Raw genomic sequence first — 19372 nt, 5'->3', positions numbered from 1 at the left:
GAGAGAGAGTGGTGGGGGAATCCTCTCGGATCGCGGGGCAGGACAGTCTGCGTGCGGACGCCCGGCTCAACCGGCGGCGCATCCTCTCGGCTGCCCGCGTGGTCTTCGCCGAGCACGGCATCGAGGCGCCCATGGCGACCGTGGCCCGACGGGCGGGGGTCGGCGTGGCGACGCTGTACCGGCGTTTCCCGACACGGGACGCCCTGGTGCGGGCCGCTTTCGCGCACCAGATGGACGCCTGTGCTCGGGCGCTCACCGAGGCGCTGGCCGACCCCGATCCGTGGCAGGGTTTCCAGCGGCTGGTCGAGACGGTCTGCGAACTACAACGGGAGGAGCGGGGCTTCCCGGCCGCGTTCGTCGCGGCCTTTCCGGACAGCGCGCGAGAACACGCGCGGCTACGGGAACAGGCCGAGCGGGACTTCATGACCCTGGTCCGCAGGGCTCAGGCGGCGGGCGCGCTCAGGCCCGACTTCCACCCCTCCGACCTTGCCCTGGCCCTGTTGTCCCACTGCGGTCTGGTCACGGCACTGCCAGGTGACCGCGCGGCGTCCCGGCGCCTGGTGGCGTACTTGCTCCAGTCGTTCCGCGCCGAGGCGGCCCACGGAGCGCTGCCAGCGCCGAGCGCACTGTCGCTGCGCAGTCTTCCGCTCGCTACACAGACCCGGTCTTGATGGACCTGAGCCGTGCCATCCACGCCCGCCAGGAACTGCGCTTCGACTACGCCCCAAGCACCTCGGCCGATGACGTCCGCCGCGTACAACCCCACCACCTGGCTCACCTGGTGTCATCGCTGGTACCTCGTGGCCTGGGACCACCACCGCGAGGACTGGCGTACCTTCCGCGTCGACCGCATCCGGCCCCGCACACCCACCGGCCCCCGCTTCACCTCTCGTGACCTCCCCGGCGGCACCGTCTCCACCTTCATCACCAGCCGATTCCGCGGCAACGACGACGGCACCGCCACCGACTGGCCCTGCCAAGGCGAAGTCATCCTCCGCTCCCGGAACGGAATCGTTGAGGAACTCGGCTCCCGTCACTGCCGGCTCATCCTCGGCTCCTGGTCATGGACCGGACTCGCCGCCGCCATCGGCCGCTTCGACACCGATATCGAAGTCATCGGCCCACCCCAACTGGCCACCGCATGCGGTGACCTCGCCGCCCGCTACGCCCACGCCGCACAGCTGTGTGCCATTGAGGTCTTCACTGCGCTGCAGGAGCCACGGCCGGGAGACGTGCTGATCGACCTGCCGGACAGCGAGAACTCCACCGTTCGCGGGCGGCCGAAGCCTTGGCGGACCTGGAGATCCAGTGTGCGGTGCCGGAACTTCAGCGAGCCCATGAAGCCTTTCGCCAGCGAGGCGAAGCCCCGGACGATAGCGAAGGAATGGCACTTCGCGGTGCACTGCGTGATCTCGGTGCCCGTAACGTCGTGGTCCCGCCCCGGGCCGCCGCGTTGCGGCGCTCGCTGGTGAACTTGGATCCGGCATGGCCGACAGTTCACCGCGCCGAAGTCAGGTCACGAAGTTTGCGGGCAACGGCACGTGATACGCCTCCAGATAGTGCGCAAAGTCCGCGCGCCATACCCACATGCCATCGGTTACCAGCGACGAGCAGCCGGACGTGTGCCGGTGGACCTCTCCCGTGACGACATCGACCCCTGCCTGCATGAAGTACGTGAGGTGATGACCTACGTCGAGATACTCCACGATTTCCGCTTCATCCGGCTCGCCGGACGCTTGCACCTGAGCCCTCAGCGGTCTCGCAACCAACTCGCTCGAATAACCGAAGTCATCGAAGAAGCCGAGCAGCCTCAGCACGCGCACCCCCGTCAGCCTCTGTGATCTGGGCAACCATCGAGCCGAGCATACGCAGACTCGAGGGCCGCCAGTACGGCCCATGCGTGACCGCAGCCGCCCGGCCGCGTGACCACGACCGAGCAACTGCTTAACTCTCTGTGCCACAGGTCAGAGATCACGTGTTGCGACGACCACTGGAATCCGCCCCTGGTCCGGGCCTTGCTTGCTCGAGGTTTCGGGGCCTACATGTACGGCTTGTCGGGGGCGATGATGAGGCGCTTGTCGCCGCCGCCGGTGCTGGGGCCGGACACGGGCTGGGCGTAGTCGTAGATGCCGTTGGTGGTGTACTTCACCTGGTCGCTCGGCTGCCAGTAGTCCTGGAAGACGTAGTACAGGTGGAACTTCTGCGCGCGGCAGGATTCACCGGGTGGACAGGTGAGGCCCTCTTTGTAGACCCTGATGCTCTTCGGCGACACCTCGTCCGAGTTGCCGACCCAGGGAACCTGGATGTCACTCGTTCTCGTGCTGTGGGCGTCGATGGGACCGAACCAGGAGTCCTTCTCTCCGATGTAGATCCACGCCGGGTAGTCCATCGCGTTCTGCACCTGCGTGATGACGGTGACATTCGCCCTGGCCGCGGTCGCGGCGCCGGCGCGGTGCGGGGGCGCAGGCGTGGCAGCGTCGGCGGACGGGAGCGCGGCGAACGCGCCGCAGACCGTCAGGGCTCCGGCCACGACGGCGCGGAGAGCACGGGAGATTCGCATTGCGAGCCTTTACTTTCCGGTCCAATGGTCGCTACGGAGGGTAAAATAATGACTGCGTAGAGTCAATGCGCATGGGTTCTGCGGAGCTCTGTCGCGGCGTCCCGGTGACGCTCGGAGTGGGGTTTGTTGGTGTGCGGGGAGGCGGCTGGCTTGGGAACGTCAAGGCATCGAGTTCCCGCCCGGGAAAGACCTGCCACCGTTGTTCAAGCGCGTCACGACGCTGCTGGGCCTGTACGCCGACGCCGTGGCCGACAACGCCAAGGCCAGTGCCACGGTGGTCAAGATCCTGCGCACACTCACCACGACAGTGCAGGGCCTGGCTGAGCCACGCAACCAGCTCGGACTCGGCCACGGGCGCGCCGCACCAAGTCCAGCACTGATCCGCCATGCCCGGCTGGCTCTGAACAGGGATCGTCCAGGTCCGCGAAGCCGATCTCCCCCATCTGCACTCCTTCGTCCGGGGCCTGGAAGGAGACCGCGACGCCGTGAACGCCGCGCTCACCCTTCCGTGCAGCAACGGCCCCACCGAGGGCGTCAACACCAAGACCAAACGGATCGCACGCCAGATACACGGACGAGCAGGCTTCACCCTCCTCCGCCATCGCATCCTCCTCGGATAGCAACACTTTCCGTCACCACCGAATGTGAGACAGGGCCCGTTTGACAGACCCGGGCGTGGTGATGCGGCGTGGCCGGGTCGTCGGGTGCTTCGGCCACCACGCTCCGGCCGGCAGGTGCGGCCTGGGCCGCGCCGCCGCCCGTCGCGTTGGCGGCGGCCGCCGTCTGTCTTTTCCTGTGCTTCCTGTGCGGCTTCAGCCGCTCGGCCGCCTCGGGGTGGTGTGCGGCCGGAAGCATGTGGTGGTTCGCGCCGTCGAGGTGGAAAGGGAGCCCGGGCGGGGCATCGGGTCAGGGGGTCACGGGGTCCGGTGAGACGGTGCGACCGGCTCTCGGCGAAAAAAACGATTGAAGTGGCAACCTTTCCGCTCCGGGCGGCCACTTAGGGGTGTACCGAACGAGGGCGAGCCGTGGTCAGCGGCGCTACGCCTTCTGTGTCACCACCCGATCGGAGCTCCACAAGTGTCATCAGACGACCCGAGATCCGCCGAGCAGCCGATGCCTCGGGGTCGCACGCCCCACCGCCGTAGCCGGGTGCTCCGGCATCTTGTCGTGGGGGCGGTGGCGGTGCTCGCCGCCTCGGCCGGTGTCGGCGCCCTGGCGCCCAGCGCGGGCGCCGCAACGACCGTCGGCATCAGTGTGGATGCCGGTACCTCCGTGGGCACGGTGCCCAGCAGTGGTGTCGGCCTCAACACGGGCGTCGGCGACGAGAACATGGGCACCGCCAAGGTGTCATCGCTGATGAAGGCCGCGAGAGTTCGGCAGCTGCGCTTTCCCGGCGGCTCCGGCGCGGACGGCTACCACTGGAAGACCCACACCATGAGCGACGGTGGCTGGGTCGTACCCAACACCGACTTCGACCACTTCATGGCCACCGCGAAGAAGGTCGGCGCCCAGCCGATCCTGACCGCGAACTATGGTTCCGGCACCCCCCAGGAGGCCGCCGACTGGGTCAAGTACGCCAACGTCGACAAAGGTTACGGCGTGAAGTACTGGGAGATCGGCAACGAGGTCTACGGCAACGGGCACTACGCCAACGGCAAGGGCTGGGAAACCGACACGCACGCCGACAAGAGCCCGAAGGAGTACGCGAAGAACCTGGTCGCCTACGCGAAGGCGATGAAGGCCGTGGACCCGAAGGTGAAGATCGGAGCGGTGCTCACCACCCCCGGAGGCTGGCCGGACAAGGAGAAGGCCCCCGGTGACAGCGCCGACTGGAACAACACGGTGCTCTCCATCGCGGCAAAGTCGATCGACTTCGTCATCGTCCACTGGTATCCGGGCGGCACCACCACGGCCGACCTGCTGAACACCCCCTCCCGGATCGCCGGTGTCACGTCCGAGCTGCGCTCGCTGATCTCCACCTACGCGGGCTCGCACGCCGCTTCGGTGGAGATCGCGGTCACCGAGACCGACGCCACATTCTCACCCGCCCTGACCAGCCAGGCCGCAGCCCTGTTCGCGCCGGACACCTACATGACCTGGTTCGAGCAAGGCGCCACCCACGTGGACTGGTGGAACCTGCACAACGGCACGGACCAAGCACCCACCACCGTCAACGGCCAGACCGACTACCAGGACGGGGGCATTCTCTCCGCTGGAACCTGCGCCGGGGGGAAGTGCCAACCGCCGCGCGACACGCCCTTCCCCACCTACTGGGGCATCCGCTCGCTGACCGCACTGGCGCAGCCTGGCGACACCATAGTCAAGTCGTCCTCGCGCAACCCGTCGGTCGCCGTGCACGCGGTGCGGAGCAGCAACGGCGGTCTGAACGTCATGCTGATCAACAAGAGCCCACAGAACGCGGCGCAGGTGTCGCTCTCGTACGCCGGATTCACCCCGGCCGCAGGGGCGGTCACGACCGTTTCGTATGCCAAGGGAGCCACCTCCCTGACGACGGCGAAGCGGGGCACGGCGGGCGCACAGACGCTGCCGCCGTACTCGATCACGACTCTTCAGCTGAAGCCCGCGTCGGGGACCGCCAGCGCTGACAAGCCGTCGCCCGCCCCCACGCCGACCGCCGCCACGCCGGTTGTCTCCGCCTCCGGCACGACCGGCACCCGTGCGCAGGCGGAGAACAGCGCAGGCACACCCGTCAGCCAGCCGACCCCTAACGGCACGTCCGGCGGCCTGGCTTCCACCGGGGCGAGCAGCGCTGTCACGTACAGCGCCCTCGGTGGCCTGCTGGTCATCGCTGTCGGCGGCATGCTGGCGCTTCGCGGACGTCGCCGCAGGGCTTCGCACGGGAAGTGAGAGTGCGTGAGTGACTGACGGCCCGGCAGCAACGCCACCCACCCGTGGCGTGCGCGCCGGGCCGTCGGCCTCCGCGCCGGCGTCGGCGGTCAGGAAACAAACAAAGGCCCGGGTCGTTGACCTGGACCTGGCCTGCCTCGGCACCGGTCCCGACCCGTGGGGCGGCCCACGCCAGGCGAAGGCAGCGTGACGTGAACCGGTCCGGCCACGCCGCGTCGCGACCGGGCCGCTATCCCGATATCCGGGGTACGCAAGGCCTGGATGAACCAGTCGAGTACCGGTGCCAGGTTTTCCGGGGGCGACCGCATGGTCCCGAACCCGTCGGCTACTCCGCCAGCGCGCGCCAAGTCTCCCTCGGGTTCCCCGTGATTCTGCCTCGAGAATCCGCGAACCCGTCGGCTTGGCGGTGGGAAGAGGTGTTCCAGGCCCGGCAGGCAGGCTGGCACAAAATGGCCAACTGGATCAAGGCGGTGCTCATCCTGGCCGGAGTGTGCGCCGTCATCGTCCTGCGCGTGAGCCGTGCCGACCGAGATGGCGAAGCCGGCGGCGAGCTGGGCCAGGGTGTCATGCTTGCGCAGGTACACCAGAGCGACGAGCGCGCGTTGATGCGGCGGGAGCTTGCAACGGCGGTCACCTTCACGGGTGACGATGAGCATGGTGACCCACTCGACCAGCGCATGAGGCAAGTCGAGTACGGCAGGATAAGGAACCAACGAGGCACCTGCGCTGATGAGTTGAGACGTCGAACACCTCCCTCAACGGCACGGGTGCCTCGTGCGTTGCGCACACTGACTCCGTCACTCCATCGGTGGCCACTCTGAAAACGCTCAGTGCCTTCCTGGCAGCGCCAGTGAAACGTGAGCATGCCGAGAATCTCGGTTGTTCTGGTCCTGGGTGACGGATGCCGGAAGATATCTCAGCTGACCTGGTTCGGTTCCGTCGCCGGACGGCACGGATGACTACGGTCCTGGGCGGGGAGGAATTAGGGCAGGCCCTGTCACGAAGCGATCGGAGCCATCACTGTGAGCGGCAGAGCAGTGCGATCCGGTGCGACCAGGTTATTGTGGGTGGCCGTCCTGGCCACTGGTGCCGTCGCGGGTTGTGCGTCACCGCGGGTGTGCAACGGGCCGAATCAGCCCGCTCCGCACGTGCTGTTGGACGTCGCACCGTGGGCGGCATCGCATCAACAGGCCACCGTGCGGGCCTGCGTCAACCACCGGTGCCAGGCGATATCGCGTACGTCTCCCCACGTGCACTCCCTGTTCCTGCCGACACCGGTAGGGCCGGACGCCGGACGTACCGTCACGGTCACCGTCACTGCGGCAGCAAGCGACGGGCAGGTGCTCCGGGTCAGCAGAAGAGTCCGGCCAGTCCAACAGACGGAGGACGGGCCGTGCGGCAGGGTCAGCTGGTGGCAGACCCCGATGACACTGACTGCTGCTGGAGAGCTTCAGGTTCGCTCACGATGATGCGATCGGGACGCGGCCTAATCCCTAATCCCTTGTTAAGGGCAGCGCTGGAGGAGATCGATTCCGTCAGTCTGTTCGAGTACAGGGTTGCGACATCTTTCGATTCCCGGGCTGCAGGAAGCCTCTCCGTAGATCGATGCGTGGGCCTGGTACTCGTGGTGATGGTCGGACGGGTGCCGAGCGGATGCCTCCTCACAGACCGTGCCCGTTGAGGCCTCCTGTGAGCCCGGTGCGTTTCGGTGTCTTCCCGGCCATCACAGCGAGCTGGCTGTCGCGTGGATGTCGGACGAACGCCTGTGTCCTACCTGGTAAGCCGATGCCTCTTGGAAGAGCGGCGTCCGGCGTCTTCGCCTCAGTCAACTCGTCGTGGTGGGTTGCGTGGGCTTCGGATGGACGCCTTGTACTTACCCGGCCTGGTGCCCAAATGTAGATCGTGCGGCATCCGGAGCCTTCGCAGCACACCACCGGAGAGTCGGGTGTTGGCGCCCGCCGGCGCTGGACGGACGTTTGACGTCCCTCCGGGCACACACGATGCCTACCGAAAGAGCGGCGCCGTCCAGCGCCGCCAAGCGTCACACCCATCGCAAGATCACTCGTTGGTGTTGGTGGTGCGAGCCCGCCCCCCGGTCACCTCTTACGAAGCCCGAGCCCTCTGAGCTCCCGCAGAGACCGAGGCCCGCGGATCGAGCTGGTACCACGAACGGCTACTGAGGTGGCGGACCGGCCAGCATGGCTGAGTCCTGGGATTAGGTCGCCGCGTGGTTCCTCACAGGCTCGTGACCAGCAGAAATCGCACGATGGAGGGGAAAGAGTTGATCTACTGCGGCATCGACTGGGCCGAACGCACGCACGACGTCGCCCTCGTCAATGACAGCGGCCAGCTTCTGGCCAAGCGGCACATCACCGACGACATGACCGGCTACAAGATCCTGCTAGACCTGCTCGCCGAGTACGGCGACACCAAAGAGAGTCCGATCCCGGTCGCGATCGAGACCTCTCGCGGACTACTGGTCGCAGTGCTGACGACGGGCAAGCGACAGGTGTTCGCGATCAACCCGATGGCCGCCGCCCGCTATCGCGACCGGACCTCCGTCTCCCGCAAGAAGTCCGACCCCGGCGACGCCCTGGTCCTGGCCAACATCCTGCGCACCGACATGCACGCCCACCGGCCGCTCCCGCAGGACAGCGACCTGGCCCGCGCGGTCGCCGTGCTCGCGCGCGCCCAGCAGGACGCCACCTGGAACCGGCAGCAGATCTCTAACCAGCTCCGCTCCCTGCTGCGGGAGTACTACCCCTCCGCGCTGGCCGCCTTCGAGTCCTGGCGCAACGGTCTGTGCCGGCCGGAGGCCCACGAGCTCCTCAAGGCCGCGCCGACACCGACGCGGCCGCACAGCTAAGCCGCCCGCAGCTGCAGGCGGCTCTGAAGCGAGCCGGCCGCCAGCGCGGCATGGCAGCCGAGGCCGACCGGCTCCGTGAAGTCTTCCGGGCCGACTGGGCCCACCAGCCGGCGCTGGTCGAGGACGCGCTCGGCAAGCAGATGCTCGCGCTCCTGGTCCAGCTCCAAGCCGCCTGCACCGCTGCCGACAACCTCGCCGAGGCGGTCGAAGAGGCTTTCCCCCGGCACCCGGACGCTGAGATCATCCTCAGCTTCCCCGGCCTCGGCATCCAGATCGGCGCCCGGGTGCTTGCCGAGATCGGTGACGACCGCAACAGGTTCGCCGACGCACGCGGCCTGAAGGCATACGCCGGCGCCTCACCCATCACCAGGGCCTCCGGCAAGAAGTCCAGCATCACCCGCCGCTGGGTGAAGAACGACCGGCTCAACCACGCCGGATACCTCTGGGCCTTCTCCTCCATCACCGCCTCACCCGGCGCCAAAGCCCACTACCGCAGGCGCCGCGACGACCGCGGAGACTGGCATGCATCCGCCCAGAGAAACCTCTTCAACCGCATGCTCGGGCAGCTCTACCACTGCCTCCAGCACCACAAGCTGTTCGACGAACACACCGCCTTCCCAGCCCAACTCGCCGCCGCCGCTTGACATGTTGAGCGCCTGAGGTGTCTTCCAAGCGTGGATCTGAGACGGTCATTCGTAAGATCGTCGGACCCGGCGGTTCCGGGTATGCTTGTGAGCTTATCGCCGTCCGATGGCTCAAATGACTTGGCCGCCCGGAGCCCCGAAGGTGAAGACGTCCGCTCCGCCGCCATCGGGCAGCTCACCACCGTCTACTGGATCAACCGCCCCGCCTCACGCCTGTACGTCGTCGACATCATCTGGAGACGGGCTGGGGGACGGGCGCGTGATCGTGGACGTGTGCTGGGGCGATGACGAAGACGCCCTCTGCCACTTCCACGGACCGGGACCGGATCGTGGTGTACACCTCGGGGGGCCATTCCGTCTCCAGGCTCCAGCGTGCTCCGCCCAGCCGCAGGGAGTTGAGGCCCGGTACGAGCAGGTCATTGTCACTGAAGGTGTTGAGGAGGTTCGCTCCGCTGAGATCAGCTTCGCCCCGCCCGCTCGAGCGTCGTGGCGACAGCCCGTCCCCTGCGTCTGGGGCGCAACACCGTCATCGAGGTCCACGTTCACGATGAGAAGGGCGAACTGTGCGCCCGGGTGACCCAAGGGGTCACCGCCGTCGTGCCGAAGGCATCCTGATACATGTCTGCGACCGGTTCCCGGGTGCGCGCCGCCAAGGGCCAGGGCGGGCTGCTACGAAACCAACTCCTCGACATCGCCGATCAGTTGCTGGGGGACGGGGGTGCCGAGGCGCTGACGATTCGTGCCGTGGCGACAAGTGCGGGAGTCAGCCCGCCGGCCGTCTATCTCCACTTCCCATCGAAGCGGGACCTCGTCCATGCGACGTGCCTGCGGGTATGGAGCTCCCTGTTCAGCGAGTTGGAAGCAGTGTCGCGGGACATCCCGGATCCCGTGACGGCGCTATACGAGATCTGCGTCGCCTACATCGCGTTCGGACTTCGTCATCCGTCCCAGTAACGGCTCGTGATGACGGGGGAGGACGCAGAGGCCAGCCGCCGGAACGAGGACGAATGCTTCCGCTATTTCCGGGACAAGGTCGCAGCGTGTGTTGACGCCGGGGTTCCGGTGACGAGTAGGACCGAGACCGCCAGGGTGTTGTGTGCCGGCGTGCACGGGGCGGTTTCCCTGCTCATCCACCAAGACCGTGATGCCTGGCCTCCGGACCGCGATCGCTACGTCGGACGGGCGGCGTCCTCGGCAGTCCGCGGCGCGCTTCTCACCGCATCCCACACGTCCGGACCCTCGCTGGTCGACGTGACGCAGTCGGGCTGACCCCGGGTTCGTGGACGGCATCCGGGGCCGGTCCGGTCAGACGACGGTGCCGGTCACCGCGCCGGCGTTCTTGATCACGCGGTAGGTCACGGTGGCGCCGCTCCAGAAGTGGAAGACGAGCGAGGCCTGCGCGTTGTTCCGGAGCGCGTTGAGGAAGTCGGAGGTGAGCAGGAGCCCGTTGCCGGAGTAGTCCGGGCTGAAGGTGAAGGACACGTTGACCTCCTGGTAGGGACTCCAGTTGACGGGCCCGGCGTTGGAGCCGTCGGCGTAGGTGGCCTCCATGGTCGCCAGCCGGTTACCCCGGTACTGGGTGGGGATGGTGAGCCCGCCGGTGGAGCCGGTCGCGTCGGTCAGCACCGGCCTGTCGGATCCGGGCGGTTCGGTTCGAGGCCCGCGGAAGACTCTCGTGCACTCCCTCACTGCATCGAATGTTTCGGAATTCTCGACGCATCATGCGAGATGTCTTGACGCCGCTCTGCGGTTCCCTATCATCCAGATTGCCGGTAGTTCGACTGTTGTTCGGTATGACGAACGAGAGGGCCGCTGCACCCGCACGGCAGGACGTCACCGCACACGCCTGCCGCTCATGCTTGAGTCGCGAAGGGTATGTCGCACGATGCATCTGTCATGGCCTCATCAAGCCTGCCGTCGCAACCGTGCGTCGACGGCCGCCACTGGCCCTTCGCCGCCGCCCGGGTGCCGCGGACCGCTACAAACCGCACCATCTCGACAGTCCGGCCGGCCTTCGCGAGGGCAGCCGGAACCGCTCACTCGAGGACAACGAGGTTCCCATGCGCAGACGCAGTTTCGACCGCGGACGTGTGTCCGTGGTGCTCGCCGCTGTGATCGCGGTCCTGGTCGCGTTGGCGGCGATGCTCGTCGCCAACCCGGCTCAGGCGGCCACCAGCGGCGCCTTGCGCGGTGTCGGCGCCGGCCGATGTCTCGATGTGCCGAACTCCAGCCAGACCGACGGTACGTACGTTCAGATATGGGACTGCTCGGGCGGGACCAACCAGCAGTGGACGGCGACGGACAACAACCAGTTGACCGTGTTCGGCAACAAGTGCCTCGATGTTCCGGGCCACGCCACTGCTGCCGGTACCCGCGTGCAGATCTGGACCTGCAGCGGGGGTGCGAACCAGCAGTGGCGGGTGAGCTCCGACGGCACGATCGTCGGCGTGGAGTCCGGACTGTGCCTCGACGTCACGGGCTCCGGTACGGCCAACGGCACGGCGGTGGAGATCTGGACGTGCAACGGCGGCAGCAACCAGAAGTGGACCGGCCTGTCCGGGACAACCCCGCCGGGCGGCGGCAACTGCGCTCTGTCGTCGTCATACCGATGGACGTCGACGGGAGCGTTGGCCCAGCCGGCGAACGGGCGGGCCGCCCTGAAGGACTTCACCAACGTGGTCTACAACGGCAAGCACCTGGTCTACGCGTCGAACGTGTCGGGATCGTCGTACGGCTCGATGGCGTTCAGTCCCTTCACGAACTGGTCCGACATGGCGTCGGCCGGCCAGACCGGCATGAGCCAGGCCGCGGTGGCGCCCACGCTGTTCTACTTCGCACCCAAGAACATCTGGGTGCTGGCGTACCAGTGGGGCGCGTGGCCCTTCATCTACCGCACATCGAGCGACCCCACCAACCCCAACGGCTGGTCCGCACCCCAGCCCCTGTTCACCGGCAGCATCTCTGGGGCCGCCCCGATCGACCAGACCCTGATCGCCGACGACCAGAACATGTACCTGTTCTTCGCTGGTGACAACGGCAAGATCTACCGGGCGAGCATGCCAATCGGGAACTTCCCCGGCAGCTTCGGCTCGTCGTACACGACGGTCATGAGCGACACGGTGAAGAACCTGTTCGAAGCACCGGAGGTCTACAAGGTCCAGGGCCAGAACCAGTACCTGATGATCGTCGAGGCTCGGGGTGCGAACGAGCAGCGCTTCTTCCGCTCGTTCACGGCCTCCAGCCTGAACGGTTCGTGGACCCCGCAGGCCGCCACCGAGAGCAACCCCTTCGCGGGCAAGGCCAACATCGGTGCCACCTGGACCAACGACATCAGCCACGGTGACCTGGTCCGCAACAACCCCGACCAGACCAAGACCATCGACCCCTGCAACCTGCAGTTCCTCTACCAGGGCAAGTCCCCGAGCGCGAGCGGTCCCTACGACCAACTGCCGTGGCGGCCGGGCGTCCTCACCCTGCAACGCTGATCGTTGACGGATGCTCATCGCGTCGAGGAACCCCAGCCGTGCGTCGGCCGGGGTTCCTCCGCACGGCCACTGATTGCGCCTCGCACATGGCCGAAGCCAGGGGGCCTGACGTGCAGAGCAGGCAAGCGCTGGGCGAGGCCGGGTACGGCGTTCTTCGCCACCTCGGTGCTCCTCGTGGAAGGACCGGGCGACGGCGCCGAGCACATGATGGCCACGGCCAACGCCCACCTCCTGACGGCGCAGCCGGACAACAAGAAATCGGCCAACGGGGGCGATGTCGGCGGTTGGGCAGGCGACTTGATGACGTTCTGGGCCGATTGGCGCAACTCCGAGGAGGAGTATGCCGATCCGCTGCAGTTCACTCACGCCAAACTTGCGGTACCCGGAGTCAATTCATCGTTCGGATTCAACGATCTCATCGAGGACGCCGACGGATACCTTATCGCTCGGGCCGTAAATGGCGGCAAGACCATCGTCGATGCTGTGAGAGACCACTACAACGGCGGCGGCGGCCTCAAACGTTTCAACGACTACTTCACCAACAGGTGGGGCAACGCCACCGACTGCAAGACTTCCGCGCACAACGCCTTGACCGCGGTGGACGCGACGCTATCCGCCGCATAGCTCCAACTCATGACCCTCGCCGACGTGGTGTCTCCGAGCGACTACCAAAACCTCCCCGGTGGCGGTGACAAGCTCAGCAACTTCGAGCAGGGCTTCGTTGACGCACTGCTGGCCCGCATGGGAACGGAGACCACCAAGCTGTCTCTGTACCAGGCAAACCACGAAAAGTACCTCCAGGCAGCCCGCTCACGCGCCGCCCAGTGACGACGGATAGAACTACGGAATGAAGCAAGCCGGAGCCCTCATCGCCGCAGTGATCCTCGTCGTCTGGTTGGTGTGGAACCTATGGAATGTCTTCCGCATCGTGACCGGACTTCGAGACCGATCATGGCGGCGCCCGCTGTGGTGGGCACGCGTGTGCTCTGTCTCTCTCTTCGCGGGCCTCTTGGCGTGGATCTGGGGCGTGTTCAGAACAGGGCTCGATGTCCGCGAAACGTGTCAGTTCGTCCATCACGTGCACTACGACAGGGTGTACAGGGATGCGCATGCTGCGGAGTTTCAGAAGTTCTTCCCACTGCACAACAGGTGCAATGCACACTTCGATCTGGTTCCCGCATGGGTCAATCCGTCCCTTGTGGTGTGTGCCGTCATCTCCACCGTCGCCATTGCCGTCCTCATAAAGTTCGGCATCACGCACCTCACTCGCTTGCCCCGAAAAAAAAGTCAGTCATGACCCAGACTGGTCTGTCACGACGCCGGTTCATCGGCGCCACGTCCGGCGCTGCGGCAGCCGCAACACTCGTCAACCTCAGCGGAACCGCAGTGGCTTCCGCCGACACTCCCACGTGGAAGAGCGCAACGTCGAAGAACGGCTGGTCCGTCCTGGACGAGGCAACAGCATTCACCATTGAGGGCAGCGGCCGGAAGGTCTCACTCGCTAAGGACGACGCGGCCACGATCCTGCTGCACGTGGCCCGAAGATTCCACTACGAGATCGACTCCCTGCGGGCCGGTGACGTTCACGGTTGGACCATCAACCGTGAGGTGGCCGAGGCATACGAGTCGAACTACCTGTCCGGAAGCGCGATAGCAATCCGGCCCGTCGCGTATCCGGTCGGCGCGAAGGGCAACCTGTATTTGAACGAACTTGTCGTCGTCCGCGACATCCTCGCTGAACTTGATGGCGTCGTGGCCTGGGGCGGTGACTTCAAGACGCCGAAGGACTCCCACTTTGCGATCGCACTCAAGCCCAGCCACCCCCGTGTAAAGGGGGTGGCTCGCAAGATACTCGGGTGGAACGACGGCCCGGGCAACCGCGGTGCCGGCGCAACCGACGCCTTCGACCCAAAGCGCCTCAAGGTATCTCGCACGTTCACGCAACGCACATCTTGACTGGGTGGTGGTCTTGCTCCCGCGAGTCGATCTTGGCCTCTCAGATCCCGCCTGCTCGGAGAGCAAGGGCGATGCTGGGTGGCGCCTTCGAGTTCCTCGCAGAGCCCCTGGCTGCAGCCCTCAGGCAGGGGCTGCTCCTTACCGCTCGAATTTGGTGTCGGGTCGCCTGCTTTCCGGGTGGGAGACCTCTGGTTGACGCGAAGCTGCGTCACCCGATCACCGCTGCTCGGTGTGAGTACGCCGGTTCTTGCGATAGAGGTCGATGGCAAGGGCGACGGCGGCATGGGTGGCCGGATGGTAATCCTGTCGGCGCCAGATGAGGTGGACGGGGACGGGTGCGGCGTCGCGCAGAGGCCGGTAGGTGATGCCGTCGCGGCGGTACTGGGCGGCGGTGGCCCGAGGGGTGACGCCGACGCAGCGGCCGGAGGCGATGGCGGCGAGCCAGTCGTCGATGTCGTGGGTGTGCTCGACAGCGGGCCGTTCGTCTTCGGGCCACAGGTTCAAGGTGGTGGTGCCGGTGCGCCGGTCGAGGGCGAGAGTGCGGGTGGCGACTTCGTCCAGGCGGACGCTGCGACGGCGGGCCCACAGGTCGTCGGAAGCGAGAGCCACATAGCGCTGCTCGTAGCCGACGAGAGCGTGCGACCAGGGCTTGAGGTCGAGGGCGCTGCGGATGATCGCGAGGTCGCACAGCCCTTCGGCGAGGCCGCCGGTGGAGGAGTTGTGGCGGACGAGCCGGAGTTCGGTCTCGGGGTGGTCGTGATGCCAGCGGCGTTGGAACTCGGTGGTGTGGTTGCCGAAGGCAGACCAGGCATGGCCGATGTGGAGACGGCTGTGGCCGGTGGTGGCTTCGGCGACGAGCTCGTCGGCGGCGGCCAGCAGCAGGCGGGCGCGGGCAAGGACCTGTACGCCCGCCGTAGTGGGCTCGACCGTGCGGCTGGTGCGGTGTAGCAGCCGCACGCCCAGGACCTTCTCCAGGGCGAGCAGGGTGCGGGAGACGGCGGCCTGCGAGACGCCCAGCTCCACGGCCGCGTCCGTGAAACTGCCGGTGTCGATGATGGCGACCAGACAGCGCAGGTGCTTGAGTTCCAGCCCGTCATCGTTTCCTCGGCGCCTATCCATACGTTCAGCGTATCGATAGTGCGGAGAATGCATTTTGTGTATTTCCGGTGGGAGCACACGGTAAGGGCATGGAAACCTCACAGGACACCGTCTGCGCCGTTGCGGCCGACGGCGGGGCATCGGGCGGGGGCGAGAGCCGTCGGGCCGGGGTGGCGCTGATGCTGGGCAGCGGTCTGTCCAATCAGGTCGGAGCATCAGTGGCGGCGCTGGCTTTCCCGGTCATCGGTCCGGCCGGAGTGGTCGCGATCCGCCAGTGGGTGGCAGCCGGAGTGTTGTGGGCAGCCGGCAGGCCGCGCCCGCGTTCGTTCACTGCGGCGCAGTGGCGGCCGGTGCTGGCGCTGGCGCTGGTGTTCGCCGTGATGAACCTGTCTCTGTACATGGCCATCGGCCGCATCGGACTTGGCCTGGCCGTCACGCTGGAGTTCTGCGGACCGCTGGCCGTGGCGCTGGCCGGCTCCCGTAGATGGATCGATGCCTTGTGCGCGACGGCGGCCGCAGCCGCCGTCGTCGTACTCACCCGCCCTTCCCCGTCCACTGACTACCTAGGCATCGGCCTGGCGCTGCTGGCCGCGGTGTGTTGGGGCTGCTACATCCTGCTCAACCGCACCGTAGGAGAGCGCTTGCCTGGGCTGGAGGGCTCGGCCGCCGCGGCGGCCGTTTCCGGCGCGCTCTATCTCCCCGTTGGTGTACTGGTGCTCTGGCAGCATCCCCCGTCCCCCGCCGCCCTCGCCTGCGCGCTGGCAGCCGGAGTGCTGTCCTCGGCGGTGCCGTTCCTCGCCGATCTCCTTGCGCTGCGACGTGTCCCAGCACACTTTTTCGGCGTATTCATGAGCGTCAACCCAGTCTTCGCCACCCTGGTTGGTCTCATCGTGCTCCACCAGCACCTCGATGCGGCTGCGTGGACGGCCGTCTTCGTCATCGTCGGCGCCAACGCCGTAGCAGTCACAGCGACACACAAGCCACCAACTCGGCAGGTCAGTAACTTTCGGAACACGCCCTACTGATCTTTTCGTAAGTTCGGTGGGTGTGGTGGGTGGATGGTCAGGCCGGTATGGGCGAGGAATGACCATGGCAGTCGGGGGTTGGCGTTGATGCGGTGGATGCCTTGCTCGGTGGTGTCGGCGACATCGGCGAGGTGGTCGCCGGCGAGGTTGGCGAGTTCACGCTTCTTGAGTGAGGACCACAGCAGTTCCACCGGGTTCAGCTCGTCCAGCTTGGGTGGGCGTCCGGTGGCTGCCCGCCTCCGCAGGCCCGAAGCACCGTCTTGCTCCCACACTCGCCGCCAACGCCGCACACTCTCGGCACACACCCCCACCGCCCTCGCGATCTCCGCATGCGAGACGCCGCCCTCGAACAGCTCGACTGCCCGAACACGACGCGCCTCCGCCAACTGAGGCCGCGACAAAGGAGGAAGGGAGGAGCCGGCAACCGAAGGAGAGGGTTGATATGCCACCCCGACAGCCTCCCACCCACACGGCCAGCACACTCACCGAACTTACGAAAAGATCCCTCGCAGCTGTTGCGCGCCGGGCGGGGCCGGCGCACCAGCGCCGCCGACGGTGCGGCGGCCGGGGTCAGGAGTCGTCGGGGGCGGAGTCGGTGATGTGGTCGAAGTCGTGGAGCAGAGGCGTCAGCTCCTGCGCTATCTCGCTTCCTTTGCCTGTTGTGGACTGCCTTCATGAGGGTGTGGTCCTCGCAGGCCAGGACCACACCAGAAGAACTCCAGGAAGAAACAGCTGCGGGCAGTGATGAGCGGTCATGGGAATGACTGGACGGGCCGGGAAGCCGCCGTGGCTTCCCGGCCCGCCGGGTGTGGCGTGCCGGTGTTGGCTCAGGCGCCGGTTGCCGTGGTGTAACGGGCGGCGACGTCTTCCCAACTGACCAGGTCCCACAGCTTGGTGACGTAGTCGGGGCGAACGTTCTTGTATTGCAGGTAGTAGGCGTGCTCCCAGGCGTCAAAGACCAGGAGCGGGGTGGTGCCCTGGCCGACGTTGCCGTGGTGGTCGTAGACCTGTTCCACGATCAGGCGCTTGCCGAGCGGTTCCCAGGCCAGGACGCCCCAGCCGGACCCCTGGACGGACGCGGTCGCCGTCGTGAGCTGTTTCTTGAACTGCTCGAAGCCGCCGAAGTGTTCGTCGATGGCGTTGCCGAGGGCGCCGTCGGGGCGGTCGCCGCCGTCCGGGGAGAGGTTCTGCCAGAAGATCGAGTGCAGGACGTGCCCAGAGAGGTTGAAGGCGAAGGTCTTCTCCAGCCCGACCAGACCGGTGGGCGTGATCTGGTCCTTCTCACGGGCCTCGGCGAGCTGCTCCAGGGTGTCGTTGGCGCCCTTGACGTAGGCGGCGTGGTGTTTGGCGTGGTGCAGTTCCAGGATCTGCCCGGTGATGGCCGGCTCCAGCGCGGCGTAGTCGTAGGGCAGGTCGGGAAGCGCGTAGGTGCCCATCAGGCACGTCCCCTTTCCGGGTGAGTGATCGTCCTGGGACAGCCTATGCCTCTATTGCGAAGAGCTTGCAACAACGACAGATATGCATCAGCATGATCTGTGGCGGGGTCGGCCCGTCAGTCTTCGGTGTCTGAGCGCCTTCCGTCCGTCGGCGTGTCCTTCCTGGAGAGTGATCGTCTTCTCACCCGGCGCCCGCCGGATCCGGCCGACCCCGCTCGTTCATGCCCTCTTGCTCCGTGGCCGGCGGCCTGCGGGTGGGGAGCACTTCTGCACCGGCGTCGCGGCGAGTGAACACCCGCCTCCTACAACAGCCTTGTCGCTATGGAACCTGGGCGGCTCCGCACAGCGTGCACAGCCGGGTGCCCGGGTGCTCTGCCGCGTCCAGGGCGCGGTCCACATCGAGCAGCGGCGCACCCGCCGGTGCTTCCTCGCAGTCCGGTGCGTGCAGGACGGAGCGGGCCGGGCCGCGGCCCTCGCGCACCTTCGCCAGCACCCACCCCGAAGGCCGGTGCTCCCCGAGGACTTCACGGACCACCGACTGCGGTGACCGCTTCAGCTTCTCGGTGACGACCTGCTCGTAGTCGACGCCGCCGACCGGCCGTACGTGGTCGGGAGCGAGCACCCACACCCGGTACTCCGCCGCCTCCACACCGCCGTCCTCGCAATCTCGGAACGACGGCAGCCCTACCAGGTACAGCCAGCCCGTCTCCGTCTGCCGCCGTCTTCACAGCCGCGCCACGACTTCCTGCTGCTCGGTCCCGAGCACAGGATCGGCGGGCAGCACGACCCGTACCGGTACGGGGCCGGCTTCGTCGTCGGATGGCGTGGTCACGGCTCCCACCGTATGCAGCCGCCGGACCGAACCCGCTTCTAGGCTCTCAATCCCTGCCCCCGCCCCGGCGCCGCAGCCCGACATCGTCGACATCTACACCGACCCGACGTGATCGGGACCGGCAAGTGGAACGACACGACTCCTACCGGCACCAGGGTTGTGCGCCCGCAGGGCAACATCGAGACCCGCTGAGCCGGGCGCTCGCACGCCCGTCGGGCCCGACCCTCCACTCGGGAGGACCGGGCAGGACGCGCCTCTGGGCATGATCAGCGGGCGCTGCGATCGATCAGGGGGCCGTGCTTCCACAGCACACCCTTGACGTCCTCATCGCGAGCCATCCACACCATGCGGGGGCCGTCTTCGTCGGCGGCCTGGGCGATGTGCTCCACCAGGGTCGTGCAGAGGTCGGCGGCTTCGTCTTCCTCAAGGTCATCGGTAGGGAACCCTGCCCGGGCATCCTGCCGGGCTTCCTGCCCATTGCGGAGTGTCAGGGTCAGGAACGCGGCTGCTTGACGTTCCACCACAGAGTAGTTGTTGCCGTGCAGGCCCCACGGGTGGCAGGACCTCACCGGAACGCTGGAGAAGGTGGCGGGCGCCGACAC

17 protein-coding genes and 6 pseudogenes are annotated in these 19372 nt (G+C 66.9%); 14 read left to right on the top strand and 9 right to left on the bottom strand.

All coding sequences use genetic code 11. From position 1 onward, the window contains the following. Nucleotides 1-11: 11 nt before the first annotated feature. Nucleotides 12-671: a helix-turn-helix domain-containing protein gene (locus tag ABZT12_RS27890; protein ID WP_356389567.1), complete on the top strand. Its 660-nt coding sequence runs from the start codon at nucleotides 12-14 to the stop codon at nucleotides 669-671. Further along, nucleotides 665-1178 (top strand): annotated as a pseudogene (locus ABZT12_RS27885) (WYL domain-containing protein); the annotation flags it as partial. The gene ABZT12_RS27890 and the pseudogene ABZT12_RS27885, both read left to right, overlap by 7 nt. Nucleotides 1179-1511: 333 nt before the next feature. Here the strand turns inward: ABZT12_RS27885 and ABZT12_RS27880 are convergent. After that, nucleotides 1512-1817, bottom strand: a complete 306-nt coding sequence (locus ABZT12_RS27880; protein ID WP_356389565.1) for a hypothetical protein — start codon at nucleotides 1815-1817, stop codon at nucleotides 1512-1514. 221 nt (nucleotides 1818-2038) lie between these two features. Continuing rightward, nucleotides 2039-2560, bottom strand: a complete 522-nt coding sequence (locus ABZT12_RS27875; protein WP_356389563.1) for a hypothetical protein — start codon at nucleotides 2558-2560, stop codon at nucleotides 2039-2041. A gap of 199 nt (nucleotides 2561-2759) precedes the next feature. On the opposite strand from ABZT12_RS27875, the pseudogene ABZT12_RS27870 reads away from it, so the two are divergent. From ABZT12_RS27870 to ABZT12_RS27860, 3 genes and pseudogenes are all read left to right on the top strand, one after another. Then, nucleotides 2760-2954, top strand: a pseudogene (locus tag ABZT12_RS27870) (abortive infection family protein); the annotation flags it as partial. Between the two features lie 28 nt (nucleotides 2955-2982). Further along, a pseudogene (locus ABZT12_RS27865) lies at nucleotides 2983-3180 on the top strand (transposase); the annotation flags it as partial. A gap of 529 nt (nucleotides 3181-3709) precedes the next feature. Beyond that, on the top strand, nucleotides 3710-5428 hold the full coding sequence (locus tag ABZT12_RS27860; RefSeq protein ID WP_356389561.1) for a cellulose-binding protein: 1719 nt from the start codon (nucleotides 3710-3712) through the stop codon (nucleotides 5426-5428). A gap of 509 nt (nucleotides 5429-5937) precedes the next feature. On the opposite strand, the pseudogene ABZT12_RS27855 reads toward ABZT12_RS27860, so the two are convergent. Further along, a pseudogene (locus ABZT12_RS27855) lies at nucleotides 5938-6141 on the bottom strand (transposase family protein); the annotation flags it as partial. 1553 nt (nucleotides 6142-7694) lie between these two features. Here ABZT12_RS27855 and ABZT12_RS27850 point away from each other — a divergent pair. From ABZT12_RS27850 to ABZT12_RS27840, 3 genes and pseudogenes are all read left to right on the top strand, one after another. Beyond that, nucleotides 7695-8938: pseudogene (locus ABZT12_RS27850) on the top strand (IS110 family transposase). A gap of 618 nt (nucleotides 8939-9556) precedes the next feature. After that, nucleotides 9557-9892 (top strand): TetR/AcrR family transcriptional regulator, encoded by a 336-nt coding sequence (locus ABZT12_RS27845; protein WP_356389559.1) that lies wholly within the window; start codon nucleotides 9557-9559, stop codon nucleotides 9890-9892. 9 nt (nucleotides 9893-9901) lie between these two features. Next, nucleotides 9902-10207, top strand: a complete 306-nt coding sequence (locus tag ABZT12_RS27840; protein ID WP_356389557.1) for a TetR-like C-terminal domain-containing protein — start codon at nucleotides 9902-9904, stop codon at nucleotides 10205-10207. Between the two features lie 36 nt (nucleotides 10208-10243). Here ABZT12_RS27840 and ABZT12_RS27835 read toward each other — a convergent pair whose 3' ends face one another. Further along, nucleotides 10244-10564 carry a hypothetical protein gene (locus tag ABZT12_RS27835; protein WP_356389555.1) on the bottom strand — a complete coding sequence of 107 codons (321 nt, stop codon included), beginning with the start codon at nucleotides 10562-10564 and terminating at the stop codon, nucleotides 10244-10246. Nucleotides 10565-10998: 434 nt separating this feature from the next. Between ABZT12_RS27835 and ABZT12_RS27830 the strand changes: the two genes are divergently transcribed. From ABZT12_RS27830 to ABZT12_RS27810, 5 genes are all read left to right on the top strand, one after another. After that, nucleotides 10999-12423, top strand: coding sequence for a non-reducing end alpha-L-arabinofuranosidase family hydrolase (locus tag ABZT12_RS27830; RefSeq protein ID WP_356389553.1), 1425 nt, complete (start codon nucleotides 10999-11001; stop codon nucleotides 12421-12423). A 165-nt stretch (nucleotides 12424-12588) separates the two neighbouring features. After that, nucleotides 12589-13047, top strand: a complete 459-nt coding sequence (locus tag ABZT12_RS27825; protein WP_356389551.1) for a hypothetical protein — start codon at nucleotides 12589-12591, stop codon at nucleotides 13045-13047. 9 nt (nucleotides 13048-13056) lie between these two features. Continuing rightward, nucleotides 13057-13251 (top strand): hypothetical protein, encoded by a 195-nt coding sequence (locus ABZT12_RS27820; protein WP_356389549.1) that lies wholly within the window; start codon nucleotides 13057-13059, stop codon nucleotides 13249-13251. A gap of 19 nt (nucleotides 13252-13270) precedes the next feature. Next, the gene (locus ABZT12_RS27815; protein WP_356389547.1) at nucleotides 13271-13720 is read left to right on the top strand and encodes a hypothetical protein; all 450 of its coding nucleotides are present in this window, start codon (nucleotides 13271-13273) and stop codon (nucleotides 13718-13720) included. After that, entirely contained in the window at nucleotides 13717-14379 is a 663-nt protein-coding gene (locus ABZT12_RS27810; protein ID WP_356389545.1) for a hypothetical protein, read from the top strand. The genes ABZT12_RS27815 and ABZT12_RS27810 overlap by 4 nt, the downstream gene beginning before the upstream one ends. A 216-nt stretch (nucleotides 14380-14595) precedes the next feature. Here the strand turns inward: ABZT12_RS27810 and ABZT12_RS27805 are convergent, their stop codons facing one another. Then, nucleotides 14596-15498 (bottom strand): LysR family transcriptional regulator, encoded by a 903-nt coding sequence (locus ABZT12_RS27805; RefSeq protein ID WP_356389543.1) that lies wholly within the window; start codon nucleotides 15496-15498, stop codon nucleotides 14596-14598. A gap of 158 nt (nucleotides 15499-15656) precedes the next feature. On the opposite strand from ABZT12_RS27805, the gene ABZT12_RS27800 reads away from it, so the two are divergent. Then, nucleotides 15657-16502 (top strand): EamA family transporter, encoded by an 846-nt coding sequence (locus tag ABZT12_RS27800; protein WP_356389629.1) that lies wholly within the window; start codon nucleotides 15657-15659, stop codon nucleotides 16500-16502. Here ABZT12_RS27800 and ABZT12_RS27795 read toward each other — a convergent pair. The 4 genes and pseudogenes from ABZT12_RS27795 to ABZT12_RS27780 all read right to left on the bottom strand — a co-directional run bounded on the left by ABZT12_RS27795 (nucleotide 16496) and on the right by ABZT12_RS27780 (nucleotide 19372). Beyond that, nucleotides 16496-16951: a helix-turn-helix domain-containing protein gene (locus ABZT12_RS27795; protein WP_356389541.1), complete on the bottom strand. Its 456-nt coding sequence runs from the start codon at nucleotides 16949-16951 to the stop codon at nucleotides 16496-16498. The two genes, ABZT12_RS27800 and ABZT12_RS27795, sit on opposite strands and share 7 nt — an antisense overlap. 378 nt (nucleotides 16952-17329) lie before the next feature. After that, a complete protein-coding gene (locus ABZT12_RS27790) occupies nucleotides 17330-17938 on the bottom strand; it encodes a superoxide dismutase (protein WP_356389539.1) in 609 nt (202 codons plus the stop codon). 319 nt (nucleotides 17939-18257) lie between these two features. Further along, nucleotides 18258-18722, bottom strand: a pseudogene (locus tag ABZT12_RS27785) (DUF6233 domain-containing protein). Nucleotides 18723-19036: 314 nt separating this feature from the next. Further along, nucleotides 19037-19372, bottom strand: coding sequence for a hypothetical protein (locus ABZT12_RS27780; RefSeq protein ID WP_356389537.1), 336 nt, complete (start codon nucleotides 19370-19372; stop codon nucleotides 19037-19039).

Source organism: Streptomyces sp. NPDC005423 (assembly GCF_040606415.1).
Lineage (GTDB): Bacteria > Actinomycetota > Actinomycetes > Streptomycetales > Streptomycetaceae > Streptomyces.
This window is presented reverse-complemented; position numbering and strand designations above follow the sequence as displayed.